Raw genomic sequence first — 15605 nt, forward strand, 5'->3', positions numbered from 1 at the left:
TGGCTTCCTCCTGCATATAAAGCAACATCGGGAGGTTTATCCGTGGGTTACGATGCTTATGATTTATATGATCTTGGCGAATTTGACCAGAAAGGTAGTGTAGCCACCAAATATGGTACTAAAGAGGAATACCTGCAGGCCATTGCAGCCTTGAAAGAAGTGAACATTAGCGCAATTGCCGATGTGGTTTTTAACCATAAGGCAGGTGCCGATGAGTTGGAACGTGTAAAAGTACGCCGGGTTAACCCTGATAACAGGCTGGAATTCCAGTCTGATGCTTTCGATATTGATGCCTGGACGAAATTTACCTTCCCCGGCAGGGCAGAAAAATACTCCGCTTTTGTATGGGACCACCAGTGTTTTAGTGGTATCGATAGGGCGGAAGACTTGCAGCAAGATGGCATTTTCTCTATCCAAAATGAATATGGGGAGTCCTGGGAAGAGGTGCCTTCCAATGAGTTTGGTAACTATGATTACCTCATGTTTAACGATATTGAAACCCGTAACGTTGCCGTTCGCGATGAACTGAAACGCTGGGGTGAATGGTATTATGAAACCTGTGGCATGGATGGCTTTCGCCTGGATGCTGTTAAGCACATCTCTGTGGATTTTTTAAACGAATGGCTAGACCATCTTAAAAACAAATATCAACGCCCTTTTTTCTTTATTGCAGAGAACTGGATTATTGATAGCGTGGAAGAGATGGATGCCTATGTAAAACAAACCGCCGGCAGGGTACAACTTTTTGACTCTATTTTACACCATAACTTTTACCTCGCCAGCAGGCAGGAAAACTATGATCTCGCTCAAATTTTTGAAGGTACATTAGTGTCTATGCATCCCGAATTGTCCATCACCTTTGTAGATAACCACGATTCACAACCTTTACAGGCCCTGTCTTCTTATGTAGACTTTTGGTTTCGTCCACTGGCTTATGCGCTGATTTTATTGCGCGAGCAGGGCATTCCTTGCTTGTTCTACCCAGATCTTTATGGCTGTACTTATACCGACGATGATGACCAGGGCAATCAAACCACCATTGAATTGGTAGCGTTAGACGTATTACCTTTGTTATGCCAATTGAGGATGGAAAAGGCTGAAGGCATGCAAAGAGATTATTTTGACCACAATTGTTGTATAGGCTGGACCAGGGAGGGCGTAGACGAAGTACCCGGTTCTGGACTAGCCGTTGTATTGAGCAATGGCGATGAAGGCTTTAAAGACATGGAAATGGGGCATAGGCATGCAGGGAAAACTTTTGTAGATGCTTTAGGCCATTGTAAAGAAGAAGTGCTGGTTAATGATCATGGCTGGGCAAGATTTCACTGTGAGGGCAAGAGTGTATCTGTTTGGGTATTGAAATAACCAATTAACTGATCGTAACGGCTGCCAGGTTTGCGGAAATAAACAAAAACCTGGTAAGTATTTCCTGTTTCGTAAAAAGATCCTTCCAATGAGGTGCTGCTGAGCATACCTGTGGCAGCATCTTTACTCACATATTGATAATCATATACGCCCTGCTTGAGTAGTAAATTGGTTTGATAGCTTTTTTTAGCAGCATTATAATGCAGCTTTGAATGTTGATCAAGCCTGAAATCATTAAAACGTCCGTAAACATAAACCTCAGCAGGCTGCGTAAGCGGAGCCTTGAGGGTAAACTGCACATTTACATAATCACTTTCCGTCTGGTTATCACGGCCGTCCTGGTTTCTAATGTAATAAATGCCATTTTCGTCAAACTGACTGCTGTATTTTTGTGTGTGGCGACTTTGGTCTGTGAGCAGCACAGCAGTGGTCAGGCTGTCCTTTAAAATTTCCTTCACTTGTGCCCCCGGTGAGCGTAAACTGCGGGTATCGAACTTTCTAAATTCATTGCCTCCTTTAAAAATATAACTTTGAAGGTCATTATAAGTTAAAAGGCCCGGTTGAACAAAGCTTGGTTTGTTGTTAACAATAGCAGAATGTGGGTTTCCATTTTGCATAACCCTAATTTTAAGGTCTTGCTGCGGTTGCTGAATGCTCAGCTGCGGATGGGCGATGGTAAAATTAACCTTTTGGCTGCTGTTCCGTTCTTCCACTAGCGCAGTGGGTTTAACCTCTGCCTTGATATAAACTTTATTGTCTACCACATAAAACCTTTGGCTCAGCAAAGGTTTGTTGGTATTTCCGTTTTCATAAACCTTCAGCAGGTAATTGCCCGAAATTTTGAACTTCACCTGTTCATTGGGTAAGGTCAAATTATAATGGGTATATTTTTGGAGGGTGCCAGAAGAGTATTGGAAGTCAGTAAGGCGGTCGCCGGCAAAAGACATTACATAATCTACCGTAGAAAGCCCCGAAGGCTGCCAGTCGGCAGTATAATGTTCAACAGCATAGCTGTAGTTTTTGCTGCCGCCCTGCAGGTCGTCAAAAGAAAAGAGCAGCTGCTCGGTAGAACTGAGGGCAATAACAGGAAGAGATTGTTCTTTTTGCGCATTGTAGCACTGTACTGTTTGCAGCTGGCTTTGTTGGGCCATAGCGAATTGGGTACAGGCGAGCAGCAAAAAAAGCAATCTCCCCATGATCATCATTAGGCTTCTTTTTCCATGATTTCAGCCGCAAGGTCTTCCCAAACCTGTTGTGCCTTATCTAAGGTAGATTTTGCCGTTTTATATTTTAAATTCACTTCCGCAAGTTTAGCTTTATCGCCATAAACCTTGTCGTCTGCCAATTCTGTTTCTATACTTTTTACATTCACTTCCAGCTGTGCAATTTCAGCTTCTGTTTTCTGCAATTGCTCATTCAGCTTTTTTAACTGCTGCTGTGTATTTGGTGCCGATTTTTTTTCTTCAACCTTAGGCTTTACTTCTTTATCAGCTTTATAAGGAATGGTGGTAGGTGCTGCAGGTGGTCTTTTGCTGTTCCACTCTTCGTATTCTGCATAAGTACCCGGGTATTGTTTAATATTTCTATCTTCAATATACCAGATTTTATTAGCTACATTATCAAGGAAATACCTGTCATGGGATACAGCAATAAAAGTACCTTCATATTGCTTTAAAGCCTGGATCAGGATATTTACTGATTGAATGTCCAGGTGATTGGTAGGCTCATCCAGAATCAGGAAGTTAGAATCTGTGGTCAGCGATTTAGCTAAGGCCACACGTGATTTCTCACCACCTGATAAAACACGGATCTTTTTAAACACATCATCTCCCGTAAAAAGGAAACAGCCTAAAATAGAACGCAATTCTGTATCTGTATGTTTAGGTGCAAAAGCCTGCATTTCTTCTAAAATGCTGTTGGCAAGGTGCAATGATTCTAACTGGTGCTGAGCAAAGAAAGTGGTGGTTACGTTATGTCCTGTTTCGCAGGTACCATCAAAACCTTCAGCGCCGGCAATAATTCTCAATAAGGTAGATTTACCCTTACCGTTGGCACCAATTAAGGCAATTTTATCGCCCTTTTCAATAACAGCTTCTGCATTTTCAAGAATATGAACGTTAGGATAGCTTTTATTGGCATTTTCAATCTTCACCACGTGTCTGCCCGAAGGTTTAGTGAATTTGAAGCTGAAGTTAACCGTAGGGTTATCATCATCAACATCTTCCACGCGGTCTAATTTATCAAGGGCTTTCATGCGCGACTGTGCCATTTTTGCCTTACTGGCTTTGGCACGGAAGCGCTCAATCAGTTTTTCTTCTTGTTTTATTTTTGCCTGCTGGTTTTTAAATTCACCTTTTTGGATCTCTCCGCGAAGTGATTTTTCTTCTACATAGAAAGTATAATTACCAGCATAGGAAGTAAGCTTACCTTTACGGGATTCTACAATGCGGTTAACTACCTTGTCAAGGAAATACCTATCGTGAGATACGATGACAATAGCACCTTCAAAGCTCATTAAATAAGTCTCTAACCATTTAATAGACGGTAAATCCATGTGGTTGGTAGGCTCATCCAGTAAAAGGATGTCTGGTGTTTGCAAAAGAATTTTAGCAAGCATTACCCTCATTCTCCAACCTCCGGAGAAGGTATTCAGGGGTCTGTGCTGGTCTTCAGTGCTGAAACCAAGACCTGCTAAAATTTCGTTGGCGCGGTATTCTATGCTGTAACCATCAAGGGCTTCAAACTCTTGTTGTTTATCACTTAGTTTATAAAGAACATCTTCAGAATAATCGGTTTCAATTTTCTTTAACAATTCCTCTATCTCATCATGAAGCTGGTTCTGACGTTCAAAAGCTTCCATGGCCACGTGCAAAATGCTGTGGTGCGACTCATAAGAAAGTAAATCCTGGTTTAAGTACCCAATTTTCAGGTCTTTAGACATGGATATCGATCCAGAGGAAGGTGCATATTCCCCAACAATTATTTTTAATAGAGTGGATTTTCCAGTCCCATTGGCACCAATCAGGCCTACTCTGTCACCCGGTTTGATATGCCAGTTTGCTTCATCATATAAAGCTCTGGAGCCTATAAGGAAAGTTAAGTCGTTTATTGAAATCATTTGGATGCAAAAATACGATTTTTAGCTGCATTTTTTATCCCCGATGAGCTAAGAAAATAAAAACCTTCCTATCTTCGCCAAATGTATCGCTTCATTAAACCTATATTTTTCCAGTTCGACCCGGAAAATGTCCACCATTTTGTTGTAAAACGTTTAAAATGGTTCAATGACTTCTTTCCATTTGGGAAGACTATTTTAAGAAGTACTTTTGATGTTAACATTAAAGGACTTGAAAGGGAAGTGTTTGGCATTAAATTCCGCAACCCTGTAGGCCTTGCCGCCGGTTTTGATAAAAACGGAGAATATGTGGAGGCTTTAAGCAACCTGGGTTTTGGCTTTATTGAAGTGGGTACCGTTACGCCAATGCCACAACCGGGAAACGAAAAACCCAGGATGTTCCGATTGCAGGAAGATGAGGCCCTCATTAACCGCATGGGCTTTAACAATAAAGGTGTTGACACCTGTGCCGAACGCCTGCGGATTTTAAAGAAAAAAGACCCCACCATTGTGATTGGTGGCAACATTGGTAAAAATAAACTGACCCCTAATGAAGAGGCCGTTAATGATTACATTAAATGTTTCGACAGGCTGTTTGATGTGGTCGATTATTTTGTGGTGAACGTAAGTTCACCCAATACGCCAGGTTTGAGAGAGCTGCAGGAAAAAGAACCTTTAACACATTTGTTGAAAACTTTACAGGACCGCAATTCTAAAAACGGCATCAGCAGACCAATTTTATTGAAAATAGCACCAGATTTAACTGATGATCAGTTAAACGATATTGTAGACATTGTAAAGTCTACCCATATAGCCGGTGTAATTGCCACCAATACTACCATAGACCGTGATGGTTTATACACCCCGGCAAAGTTAAGCCAGGAAACAGGGGGCTTAAGTGGCAAGCCGCTCACCAAGCGTTCTACCGAAGTGATCAGGTATCTCTCCAAAAAATCTGCCGGTGCATTTCCTATCATTGGTGTGGGTGGCATTCACTCTCCGGAGGATGCCAAAGAAAAGTTAGCAGCTGGTGCATCGCTGGTGCAACTTTATACGGGTTTCATTTATGAAGGGCCGGGCGTGATCAAAAGAATTTGTAAAGGCTTATTGTAAGCAGCATTATTTTAGTAAAAATAGTACAACCCGGCTCATTAAAAATGAGGCCGGGTTTTTTAATGGCTTAAAGGCAGCTTACTGTCACCTATTAATTCAGCAGGTTTTAACAGGGCATTGGGAAGGCCTTCAGAGGGCTAGTCGATATAAGAAGGCCCTATGAAGGCCCTACCAACGCCCTCTAAACGATATGGAAACTAATAGGTTCATTTAAGTTGTTGAATCGACAAATGTTCGTTCGATGATCCTTTTTTTGACCTGTTATATTTAAAAATGATTAGATAAGGTGTCAAGTGAAATCAGGAAGAGATAAAAAAATGGGCACAAAAAAAAGATGCTGACCATTTATTCAATGATCAGCATCTTTTAATGCTTTTTAGCAGAATAGCTTATGCCTGAGCAGAAAGCTGAGTTAAAATAGCGTTGTTTTTAGCTAATTGATCTGTAGTAGATTGTCTTGAACGGCTTCCCAACTCAAGGTTTGTAGCTAATTTTAACGTTTTTACTTCTAAACGTGAAGTATTTTTATTTTTTCTGTCTTTTCTTTTTAATCTGGTAACTGCCATGGTAATAACCTTTGTGTTTTTAATTTATTATAAATCTGGAGGTCGAGAGCGGATTCGAACCGCTGTACGAGGTTTTGCAGACCTCTGCCTAGCCACTCGGCCACTCGACCCTGTTTTAAATCAGGTTGCAAAAATAGCAATTATATGTTAGGATGCAATTATTTATTTAAATTTCTGCTGATCTCTGCACATAAAATACCGGCAGAGATGGCAACATTCAATGATTCAGCACTTCCAACGCGGGGGATGGTCACCGGATGCTGGATAAATTTAATTACCTCGCCACTTATTCCTTGTCCTTCGTTCCCTAATATCAGTACACCTTCCTTGCCCCAAGATATGTCATAACTGCTGCTACCCTCCAGTAACGCGCCAAAGATAGGTATTTCTACCTGACTTAACCAAATGGGAAGGTCAAGGTAATAAACATTTACCCTACAAAGTGATCCCATAGTGGCCTGTATGGTCTTTGGGTTGTATATTTCTACCGTATTTTGTGAACAGATAATGTTTTTTATGCCAAACCAATCGGCTGTTCTAATGATGGTACCCATATTTCCGGGGTCCTGCACGCCATCTAGCACCAGCGTAAAGTTGTTTTTCAGTGCCTCAGGCTTAAAGATATCAGTTTTTGGAATATGTACCAATGCTAATATTCCTTGTGGAGCCTGCAGCGTACTAATCTTAGCCAGTTCAGCGTTGTTTACCTCAAATAACTTTATATTTGATGGTAAATTAGAAAGTGCAGCTTTATTTTCAGCAAGGTAATAAATGCTATGTAGCTGATAGGTTGATGGAATAAATTCAATTATGGACTTAATGCCCTCTATAATGAACATTCCGTTTTCTTTGCGGTACTTTTTTTGATGTAACGATTTAATAAAACCTATCTGAGATTTTGAAAGCATACCTGATTTATAAAAAGAAGATCCAGTTTCCTGCAATATTACTATTTATTATTCTCTTTGCGGCTGCCTGCTCCTCTACAAAATACATAGAAGACTATCAGTCAATCGTTAAAGAAGTAGAAATTGATAGTGTACCGGCGCAGTTTAAAGAAGAAGCCTTAAATTATGTGCAAAAAGACATTAGGCCGGCACCAAAACTGGGCATTAATGTAGGTTTATACAATTTATTCTACGGACTGTTTAAAATAAAGTCTATCGGTAACCCTGCCCCTGTATTAGACAGCACGCTGGTGGATATTTCAAGAAATCAGATTGAGAAATTTCTGTACAGCAAAGGTTATTTCAAGGCCACCGTTAAATCTTCTATCGAGGTAAAAGGGCAAAGGGCAGCGGTTAACTTTACAGCTAAACCCGGGCCTGCATTTATGGTGAACAAGTTGAGTTTTGACATTGCCGACCCTAAAGTAAAGGAACTTTACATGAAAAAAAGGACGGAGTTCTCTAATGTAAGCGAGGGCATGCAATATGATGATGACTCCCTGGCTACAGAAAGAGACCATATTTATGAGGTGATGAAGGAAAACGGCTATTACGATTTTGCCCGTCCTTATGTTAAATATACGGTAGATTCAAATCTTAATGCCAGCAAAACCAATATTACACTGATTATTGATAACCCTGCCGATAAGGCGCAGCATGAACAGTTTACCATCGGTGAAACCAACGTTATTGTGGCTCCTAATGCTGATGGTTTTCCAGATTCTATCGCCGTCAATCCACGAATTTTTAGAGGGGTGAGGTATACTGATCTTTCCAAAAGATTTAGGCGCAACCCTATTGTACGTTACAATTTCCTGAAAGAGGGTGATATGTACAATAGCGATAATGAAAATATTACCTATAACAGGCTTTATGAAATGAACGTTTTTAAAAACGTGAAGATCGATTACCTGAAGGCGAGCGACAGTTCAAACAGGGTAGACCCTGTTATCAGGTTGATTCCCCAAAAGCGGATGAGTAACCGAATTGAGGGCGAGGTGCCTTTTAATGCAGGTACAGTAGGTTTTACCTTGAGTAATACTTATACCAACAACAACATTTTTAGGGGTGCCGAGCGTTTTGAGTTCCAGGTTAAAGGGGGCTTACAGTCTAGAACAGGGCAGGGCAAATCTATCTTTAACGATGTTTACCAACGTGATTTCTCCTTAAGTGCCAACCTTGCTGTGCCCCGGTTATTATTGCCATTCGATATCCCCATGATGGGTAAAAACGGGATGCCATTTACTACTTTCAGCACCAGTTATGTATATGCCCTGCAGAAAGATTTCTTCGTAAGAAGGGTGTTCCTGAGTTCGGTAACCTACGACTGGTTTGAAACCAAGACTAAAATACACTCCTTTACGCCATTGAATTTTGAATATAGATTTGGTGGGCTGTTGTTGGTTACCGATGGGCCAGATCCGATAGTAAATGCGGCTAATGAAGAGCTAATCAGACAAAATTTATACAACATCCAGCTGCTTGACCGTAAAGATATTACCCTGGGTATCAAATATACTTATACGCTGAATCAGAATAAACTGCTGCAGCCAAAGAGTTTTATCTATTTCAGAGGAAATATGGATATGGCGGGTAACCTGATTAACGGCATTGCCAGCTTAACAGGCGGTAAACATAATGTGGCTGAAGGCGATTATGGTAAAATTTTAGGCTTGCCTTATAACCAATATATCCGCCCTGAAGTTGATGTGCGCTGGTATAAAAAACTGGGTATTGATAGACAATTTATTGCCCGTTTAAATGCGGGTGTTGGTTTTGCTTATGGAAACTCTACTTCGGTACCTTTTGAGAAACTGTTTTTTGCAGGGGGCTCAAGTGGCGTTAGGGCGTGGCAGGCAAGGACTTTAGGTCCAGGTAATTACGACCGTGGTAAAAGAATTTTAACAGAGGAAAGCCGCCAAACGCTTTATGGTTTAGATCAGCTGGGCCAGATGCATATAGAAACGAATTTTGAATACCGTTATAAATTGCTGAACAAGTTTTTTGGTGCGCAGCTTAAAGGTGCTGTCTTTGTAGATGCGGGTAACGTATGGAATATCTCTGCTGGAAATCCACAACCTGAAACGTATTTCGATTTCAAGAAACTCTTTAACCAAATCGGGATCGGTACAGGCGTTGGTCTGCGCTATGATGTAGATTACTTTGTTTTCCGCTTTGATGTCGGTTTAAAATTGAAAGATCCACAATTCAATGGCTCAGACCAATGGGTAATCAAAAAATACCTGAGTGGTGGCCAGGAGTTTAAAAAAGATTACTACATCACCCATAGTCCTGAAAATTACCGTTTTGTGCAATATAACTTTGGTATAGGCCTGCCTTTCTAGAACAGGTTTTTCAGGTTGTCAAAGATGGTCTCAAAGAATGTAGAGAGGTTTAAGCCACTGCTGTGGTTAAAATAAACAAAGATCAGCAAGACAATAATGGCCACAATTATCAGCTTACGGAAGGTAAAAGCAATAACCACCACAATTAAAGGGAACAGCACTAACCAGAGGGTGCTGATGGGATAGGGCGTTAAATCGCCGTCTTTCTTGTAGACGTAAACCAGCTTGCTGTGCGTACCCAGGTCATTGAGGTGTTTGATATAGACAAAAGATGATCTTTCCAGTTGCATAGGTAGAATGGCAACCCCGTCGTTAAATTTCAGGGATTGTGTAAAGCCACTCACACTGAAAGTGTAAACACCATTAATTTGCTCTTTGGGGTTTTCTAAAGAATCAGCGGCAATAATAGCCAGTTTACTATTTTTTAAAAGGCTTTCCTTTACGAGGAAATTATTAATGTTGGAAGTTTGCGCAGAAGTAACACCGGTAAATAAAGTAATAAAAAGTAATATGCTGAAAAGCCTCATTCTATAGATCGTTTATTGTAAATAAGATAGCCCAAATGTAACAAAACGCCGTTTCTTTTTACGGGATCATCGTATAAATTATAACTGACGCTAATGGGGCCCAGGGGTGTATGGTAAACCAGTCCTGCGGTGGCGGCATAATGCCATTTCTGAAAAGACTTTTTATTCTCCACATTTTGGAAACCTTCCTGGTGCAGTTCTTTGTAAGGGACAAAAGCGTAGGCTTCCAGTCTAAAGTCCAGGTTGCGCTTGAGGGCATAGCTGTTTTTGAGGCCGCCGGCAAGGTAACTTGCAGCCCTGAAATTCTCTAAAAATAGCGACCTGCTATCCTGTAAGGGGTAAAATGCAGGGGCTACCAAAAGCGTAGCATAATAGTTGGAGAACATGGGAAGGTTTGAGATGACAGCCTCTGCCTGGTAACCGAGCGTATATTTGCCTTTCCTGTAAAAGTAATTTTCATCGCTGATTTTAAAATTGAACCACTCTTTGTAAGTCCTGATAGATTGAATATCATCTGCTTCTGTGTCGATATTTCTGGAGATATTGCCGGGTTCGTAATTTTGCCTGCCAGCAAAATAATTCAAACTGACTAATAAATTACGGCCGCGGTTGGCGTATTGCTTGCGGTTGAGGGTCTTTTGCTCATAAGCAAGGTTTGTCCTTGAACCCTTAAAAATACTTTTATCCAACACGTCGCCCGTATTAAAGGTGTTATTAGGGCTATAATGATCCGTATTGTTGATAAAAGCATTGCCCAAAGTGATCCGGGCACTGCCATAGAGCGGGATACCTAGTTTGAGGTCGATCTTTCTATCCACCTGCTCAATATAGGTGGGGTGGAGGTCTTCAATAAAAATGGCACTGGTGCTATAATAGTTGAAGTGGTTATAGGTCATTTCTGCAGACAGAAAAAGCGGTATGCGGGAGGGGAAGTCAACCCTGCCACCCAGCTGAATAGATTCGTAAAAACGCCCTGAATAAAAGTTGAGGCCAAAAGTATAGGCATTTCTATCGAGGTAACTGTATTGCAAGCCCAGGTAGACGTTGCTGATGGGGCGTGTGGAAATGTTACCTCCAAAATCTAGCTTGATGCTTTTAGGTGGCCTGGTAATGATTTCAAAGATATATTTGTCTGTTGCCGGCTGGTAAGCTATTTTAGGGTAAACGGTTTCAAAGGCTTCATCGGCCACCAGTTTATAATAACCCTGCTTGATATCTGTTAAGGTCAATGCCGCCTTATTAGGTTTAAAAAGCCTTTCGATGTATCGTCGCTGGGCATTGTTAACACCCTTGATCTGGATGGCATTAAACACCAGGTCTGGCTTTTTATCGTAAAATTTTTCTCTTTTCACCCCCAGTTCAAAAGGGCTGATTCTTCGCTTCACTGCTTTTTTGATTTCTTCCATATTTGCCATCGTGGCATCGTAGCCCTGCTTGATTAAGGTTTCTACAGGTGCAAAATTTGCAGAGTGAAAGTCCATCACATCGGGTTTGATGTAGATGCCCTGGTCGCCTATCAAGGTGGAGTCGGAGCGTGATAAGAAGATCTGGAACAGGAAGCGGTTCATCAGGCGGTCGTTATTGCCATTAGGAAAAACATCAGATGTTTTAGAGGATACATTGACGCCAATGATATAATCGGGTTTAAACTCTGCTTTCATCACATCAACGGGGAAGTTATTGTATAAACCGCCATCGAATACATATTTATCATCGAGCTTAATGGGCCGGTAAACAAAGGGAACGGTAAGGGTTCCCCTGACGGCTTCGGCAAGGCTTCCCTTTTTAACGGTGATGCTTTTTTGAGAAATGACATCAGAAACCATGCATCGGTAGGGCACAAAAAGGTTGTTAAAGTTATCTTTCGCGATGGCAGATGCCTGGGAGAAAAGTTCCAGCAGGGCAAAATTAAGGGGCACATCATTAACCAGGTTGGAGCGTACACTGAGTCTCAAATTGGTATCTGCCGTGAGCTTTGCCGTGAGCATGGCTGCATTAAGGCCGCTTTTCTGAAAGAAGAAACTGTAGTCGCTGGTATATCTTCCGGTTACCCATTCCTGGAAACTGCTGCTGAGGGCAATGACTTCCATTTGTGTGGGCGAGTAGCCTGCGGCATACATGGCACCTACCACGCCGCCCATGGAGGTTCCAGTAATGTAATCAATAGGGATATTGTTTTCTTCGAGTGCTTTAAGTGTTCCAATATGAGCAAGGCCCTTTGCGCCACCTCCACTCAATACCAGTCCCACCTTCTGCGCTTGCAAAGGTAGACCCTGGTAAATAAGCATGAATAAAAGGATGTATCTTAAAGCTAACACACCTTAAAATTAAGGTTTTATAGATAAGAAAGGTAAAAGATTTTAATTTAAGCTAAGGCTATAAAACCCCATTATTATTGGGCATGTGATTTCTCTCGCAGTGTTAAGGATGAGGAAATTTATTACCCTGGCTGTTTGCAACAACGGCGCAGTTATAGATATACTTATTTTATTTTTTTAAAAAGTTTAATGAACTTAAGTATAATATTTATATACTTGTAGAAAGAGATTCTATAACCCTAAACTTTGGTAGGGTATTAATAAAACCAAATTTCGACTAATCTAGACCAAAACACATCAAAATGACAAAACTTAAAAATGTGATCAGCAGCCTTATTTTGGGCGTGTCGGTGATGCCTTTGTTTGCGCAGACTTTACAGCCTGGCTCAAACAAAGCAATCCTTCAAACCCAGCAGGGGAGTATTGTGGCGTTGCCGGGTTTCCTTACAGAGAAAATTAAACAGATTGACTACCAGAAAATTATATTGCCTGGTCCTCAGTTCATTATATCTGATGATCCTGAGTATATTCGCTTGCCAGAGGCTATTGCGTTGAAGGAAGCTGTAGTACCTGGAGCTGTACGTTTATATGTATATAATGTGAACGGTATTAAAGAGCCTGTAAAAATGGATAGGAAGATTGTTGCTATGTTGAAAAATACCGGTAAAAAGCCTATGCATGTTAGAATGCTTAAATATTCTTCACAAAAGCCCAGCCTTAATTATTTTCAGATAGGAAAACAAGGTTTGGCAGACTATTTTGCTTCAAATGGCAGTGAGGAGATCCGGACGGTAGCTCCTGGAAAATACATTTCTATAGATGAGCGGTTAGATAAAAATGTGGTTAAGTATGACGAATTAGTGCATGGTTTTTACGAGTTTGTTATTGATCAGCCCGGTGAAGTGTCTGTTGTGCAGGCTGATCCAAAAATGTCTTCGGTTGCTGCGGCAGAGAAAATTAAACACATTGTACCTTTTGGCCATGCAAATGCGGGAAGAGGTATATTTGGTGTAAGTAATTATAAGGTGGTGAACCCACAGTCTATTGATACCAAAGACGGTGTTGTACAGTTGATGTTGGCAGACGGTGTTAAAGATCCCTGGGTAGAAGGGAAAGAAAGTCATAGTGGTAAGGTGTCAAAATTAGCTGGCAATTACGGAGTGATGTATGAGGTGGAGCTGAAATGGAAAAGTACGGACGGTAAAGGGTTAGCGCTGGTGACCTGGAATTCAAGATCTTCAGATAACCAATGGTGTGGTGGTATGGCTGCCAGTATGGTGGTGAGTGAAGGTAAGTTTCCGGCGGGCATTATTCAATTGCCAAAGGATGAGTTGATTACTAAAAAAGCTCCTGAGGCTATTTTAATTCAGGTCTTTAAGCCTTCGGGGAATGGTGAAGAACAAACCTTGAAATTAACCTATTCGCCTCCGGGCGCCTCGTGCCTCCCTACGCCTCTGATTTTTATACCTGTTGACTTGAAATAAGTAATGAATAATTTATAAAGTATCTTCTAGCAGGCGTTTTCGGACAAGCAAACATGCACCGATGACGCCTGCTTTTCTGCCTAGCTTGGAGAACTTTAATTGTGTGTCTCTGCTCACCAGGCTTAATGAATATTTGTTGATGGTGCTGAGTATGGGCAGGCGAATATAGTCTCCGGTTTCTGCAAGGTTGCCTCCCATGATAACTAGTTCTGGGTTGAATATATTGATCAATAGGGCAATTCCTCTGCCTAGTTTTTCTCCAATTTGGGCAATCAGTTCAATAGACAAAACATCGTCATTTTTGGCAGCTTTGATGATGTCATCCAGTATGATATCATTGATATTTAGTTTGTGCTGACTGATAAGTGATGTTGTAGATCCTTCTGAAACTCTTTGTTTAAATAGCCTGAGTAATGCCTGGCCGGATGCTTCTGTTTCCAGGCATCCTTTTTTTCCACATTGACAGATGATCTCATTATTGAAAAGTGGGATATGTCCAAACTCTCCGGCAAATCCTGATTTTCCGTAATATAAATGGCTGTCGATCATCACTCCCATGCCCAGGCCGTAATCGATGTTCAAAAATAATACATCTTTTTCTTCTCTAACCACTCCGGCGTTAAATTCACCGTAGGCCATGGCTCTGGAATCATTTTCTAATTGTGCTTTTATTCCTAATTCTGCTTCAAGGAAATTGGTCAGTGGCTCTTCATTAAAATTAAAAAAACTGTAACTGTACCCGGTGGCATAATTAATTCTGCCGGTTAAGTTAAGTCCAATACCTAATATTTTGTCTTTATTGACCCCTGCAGTACTCATAAACTGTTTGATTAGCTCACAGAGTTCAATTAATGAATTTTTGTCGTTATTAAGTCTATAAGGTATGTTTTCAGATAAACTAACAAGATTTTTTTGAAGGTCTGCCAGTCCGATGTTGATGTAAGTATGCTTTACATCTACGCCAAGAAAAAATGCTGAATTAGATATCATACCATAGATAAAGGGCTTGCGTCCGCCTGTAGAATCAAGTTTACCTAATTCTTCTACTATGCCGTCGTTCACCAATTCAGTGACCAGGCTTGTTACCTTGGGTGTGCTGATATTCAGTTCTTTGCAAAGATCAGCAATCGTGCAGTTGCCAAAACTGCATAAGTGGGAGATGATATTTTTTTTAAGGCGTATATTTTTATAGGCTACTCCGGATATATTTCCATCATTTAATTCTTCAAAGAATGTCATATGCAGTTTTATTTAATGTCGCTTTAAATATTTAAAATATTTAAAAATTAAGGACATTTCAAAGTTATTAATATTTTAGGTTAATATAGTAATTTTCAATTGAAATAAGCTTAATACCATATAATAAGTGGATTAAAAAGTATGACTAGAGTGGTGGTTAAAAAATACTTTATAAAAAATATTATTAATTGTATACCAGTTGTTAAATAATTAATTACTTTCGTTTTATAACATTTACAAAATGAAGCATTGCCTTATATTATTCTCACTGCTTTTCGCGATACCTACTTGGAGTCGGGCTGAGTTGAAGCAAAATAGTTTGATTGTAGATCTTTTAATAATAGGGGGAGGAGCTAGCGGAACTACCGCCGGCATTCAAGCCTCTAGGATGGGCGTAAATACGTTGATCATTGAAGAAACAGGTTGGCTTGGGGGCATGTTAACTAGCGCTGGAGTTTCAGCCATTGACGGCAATCACCAAATGCCATCGGGAATTTGGGGTGAGTTTAGAGAAAAGCTTTATCAATATTACGGTGGTCCAAACGCTGTAGAGACAGGTTGGGTAAGCAATACACTTTTTGAGCCA

At 40.7% G+C, this 15605-nt stretch carries 12 protein-coding genes and 1 tRNA gene; 5 read left to right on the forward strand and 8 right to left on the reverse strand.

Annotated elements, in window-relative coordinates; translation table 11 throughout:
- Window positions 1–1365: alpha-amylase (locus ACR2F7_RS10725; RefSeq protein WP_432713560.1), on the forward strand; the 1365-nt coding region annotated here is incomplete at its 5' end.
- On the opposite strand, the gene ACR2F7_RS10730 is transcribed toward ACR2F7_RS10725, so the two are convergent.
- Both ACR2F7_RS10730 and ACR2F7_RS10735 read right to left on the reverse strand, forming a co-directional pair.
- On the reverse strand, window positions 1323–2570 hold the full coding sequence (locus ACR2F7_RS10730) for a DUF5103 domain-containing protein (RefSeq protein ID WP_432713561.1): 1248 nt from the start codon (window positions 2568–2570) through the stop codon (window positions 1323–1325). The two genes, ACR2F7_RS10725 and ACR2F7_RS10730, sit on opposite strands and share 43 nt — an antisense overlap.
- On the reverse strand, window positions 2570–4483 hold the full coding sequence (locus ACR2F7_RS10735) for an ABC-F family ATP-binding cassette domain-containing protein (protein ID WP_432713562.1): 1914 nt from the start codon (window positions 4481–4483) through the stop codon (window positions 2570–2572). Before ACR2F7_RS10735 ends, ACR2F7_RS10730 begins: the two co-directional genes overlap by 1 nt.
- 81 nt (window positions 4484–4564) lie before the next feature.
- On the opposite strand from ACR2F7_RS10735, the gene ACR2F7_RS10740 reads away from it, so the two are divergent.
- A complete protein-coding gene (locus tag ACR2F7_RS10740) occupies window positions 4565–5593 on the forward strand; it encodes a quinone-dependent dihydroorotate dehydrogenase (protein ID WP_432713563.1) in 1029 nt (342 codons plus the stop codon).
- 389 nt (window positions 5594–5982) lie between these two features.
- Here ACR2F7_RS10740 and ACR2F7_RS10745 read toward each other — a convergent pair whose 3' ends face one another.
- The 3 genes from ACR2F7_RS10745 to ACR2F7_RS10755 all read right to left on the reverse strand — a co-directional run bounded on the left by ACR2F7_RS10745 (window position 5983) and on the right by ACR2F7_RS10755 (window position 7067).
- Window positions 5983–6159, reverse strand: a complete 177-nt coding sequence (locus ACR2F7_RS10745; protein WP_432713564.1) for a spore protein — start codon at window positions 6157–6159, stop codon at window positions 5983–5985.
- 36 nt (window positions 6160–6195) lie between these two features.
- Window positions 6196–6269 (reverse strand) — tRNA-Cys (locus ACR2F7_RS10750).
- Between the two features lie 48 nt (window positions 6270–6317).
- Complete coding sequence (locus tag ACR2F7_RS10755) at window positions 6318–7067, reverse strand: TrmH family RNA methyltransferase (protein WP_432713565.1); 750 nt, start codon at window positions 7065–7067, stop codon at window positions 6318–6320.
- On the opposite strand from ACR2F7_RS10755, the gene ACR2F7_RS10760 reads away from it, so the two are divergent.
- A complete protein-coding gene (locus tag ACR2F7_RS10760) occupies window positions 7058–9451 on the forward strand; it encodes a BamA/TamA family outer membrane protein (RefSeq protein WP_432713566.1) in 2394 nt (797 codons plus the stop codon). The two genes, ACR2F7_RS10755 and ACR2F7_RS10760, sit on opposite strands and share 10 nt — an antisense overlap.
- Here the strand turns inward: ACR2F7_RS10760 and ACR2F7_RS10765 are convergent.
- Both ACR2F7_RS10765 and ACR2F7_RS10770 read right to left on the reverse strand, forming a co-directional pair.
- Window positions 9448–9978, reverse strand: a complete 531-nt coding sequence (locus ACR2F7_RS10765; RefSeq protein WP_432713567.1) for a hypothetical protein — start codon at window positions 9976–9978, stop codon at window positions 9448–9450. The genes ACR2F7_RS10760 and ACR2F7_RS10765 overlap by 4 nt on opposite strands.
- On the reverse strand, window positions 9975–12266 hold the full coding sequence (locus ACR2F7_RS10770) for a patatin-like phospholipase family protein (protein WP_432713568.1): 2292 nt from the start codon (window positions 12264–12266) through the stop codon (window positions 9975–9977). Before ACR2F7_RS10770 ends, ACR2F7_RS10765 begins: the two co-directional genes overlap by 4 nt.
- A gap of 332 nt (window positions 12267–12598) precedes the next feature.
- Here ACR2F7_RS10770 and ACR2F7_RS10775 point away from each other — a divergent pair, with 332 nt between their 5' ends.
- Window positions 12599–13780, forward strand: coding sequence for a copper amine oxidase (locus tag ACR2F7_RS10775; RefSeq protein WP_432713569.1), 1182 nt, complete (start codon window positions 12599–12601; stop codon window positions 13778–13780).
- A gap of 12 nt (window positions 13781–13792) precedes the next feature.
- Here ACR2F7_RS10775 and ACR2F7_RS10780 read toward each other — a convergent pair whose 3' ends face one another.
- Window positions 13793–15019, reverse strand: coding sequence for an ROK family transcriptional regulator (locus tag ACR2F7_RS10780; protein ID WP_432713570.1), 1227 nt, complete (start codon window positions 15017–15019; stop codon window positions 13793–13795).
- A 241-nt stretch (window positions 15020–15260) separates the two neighbouring features.
- Here ACR2F7_RS10780 and ACR2F7_RS10785 point away from each other — a divergent pair.
- Window positions 15261–15605: FAD-dependent oxidoreductase (locus tag ACR2F7_RS10785; protein WP_432713571.1), on the forward strand; the 345-nt coding region annotated here is incomplete at its 3' end.

It is taken from the genome of Pedobacter sp., from assembly GCF_045628745.1.
GTDB lineage: Bacteria > Bacteroidota > Bacteroidia > Sphingobacteriales > Sphingobacteriaceae > Pedobacter.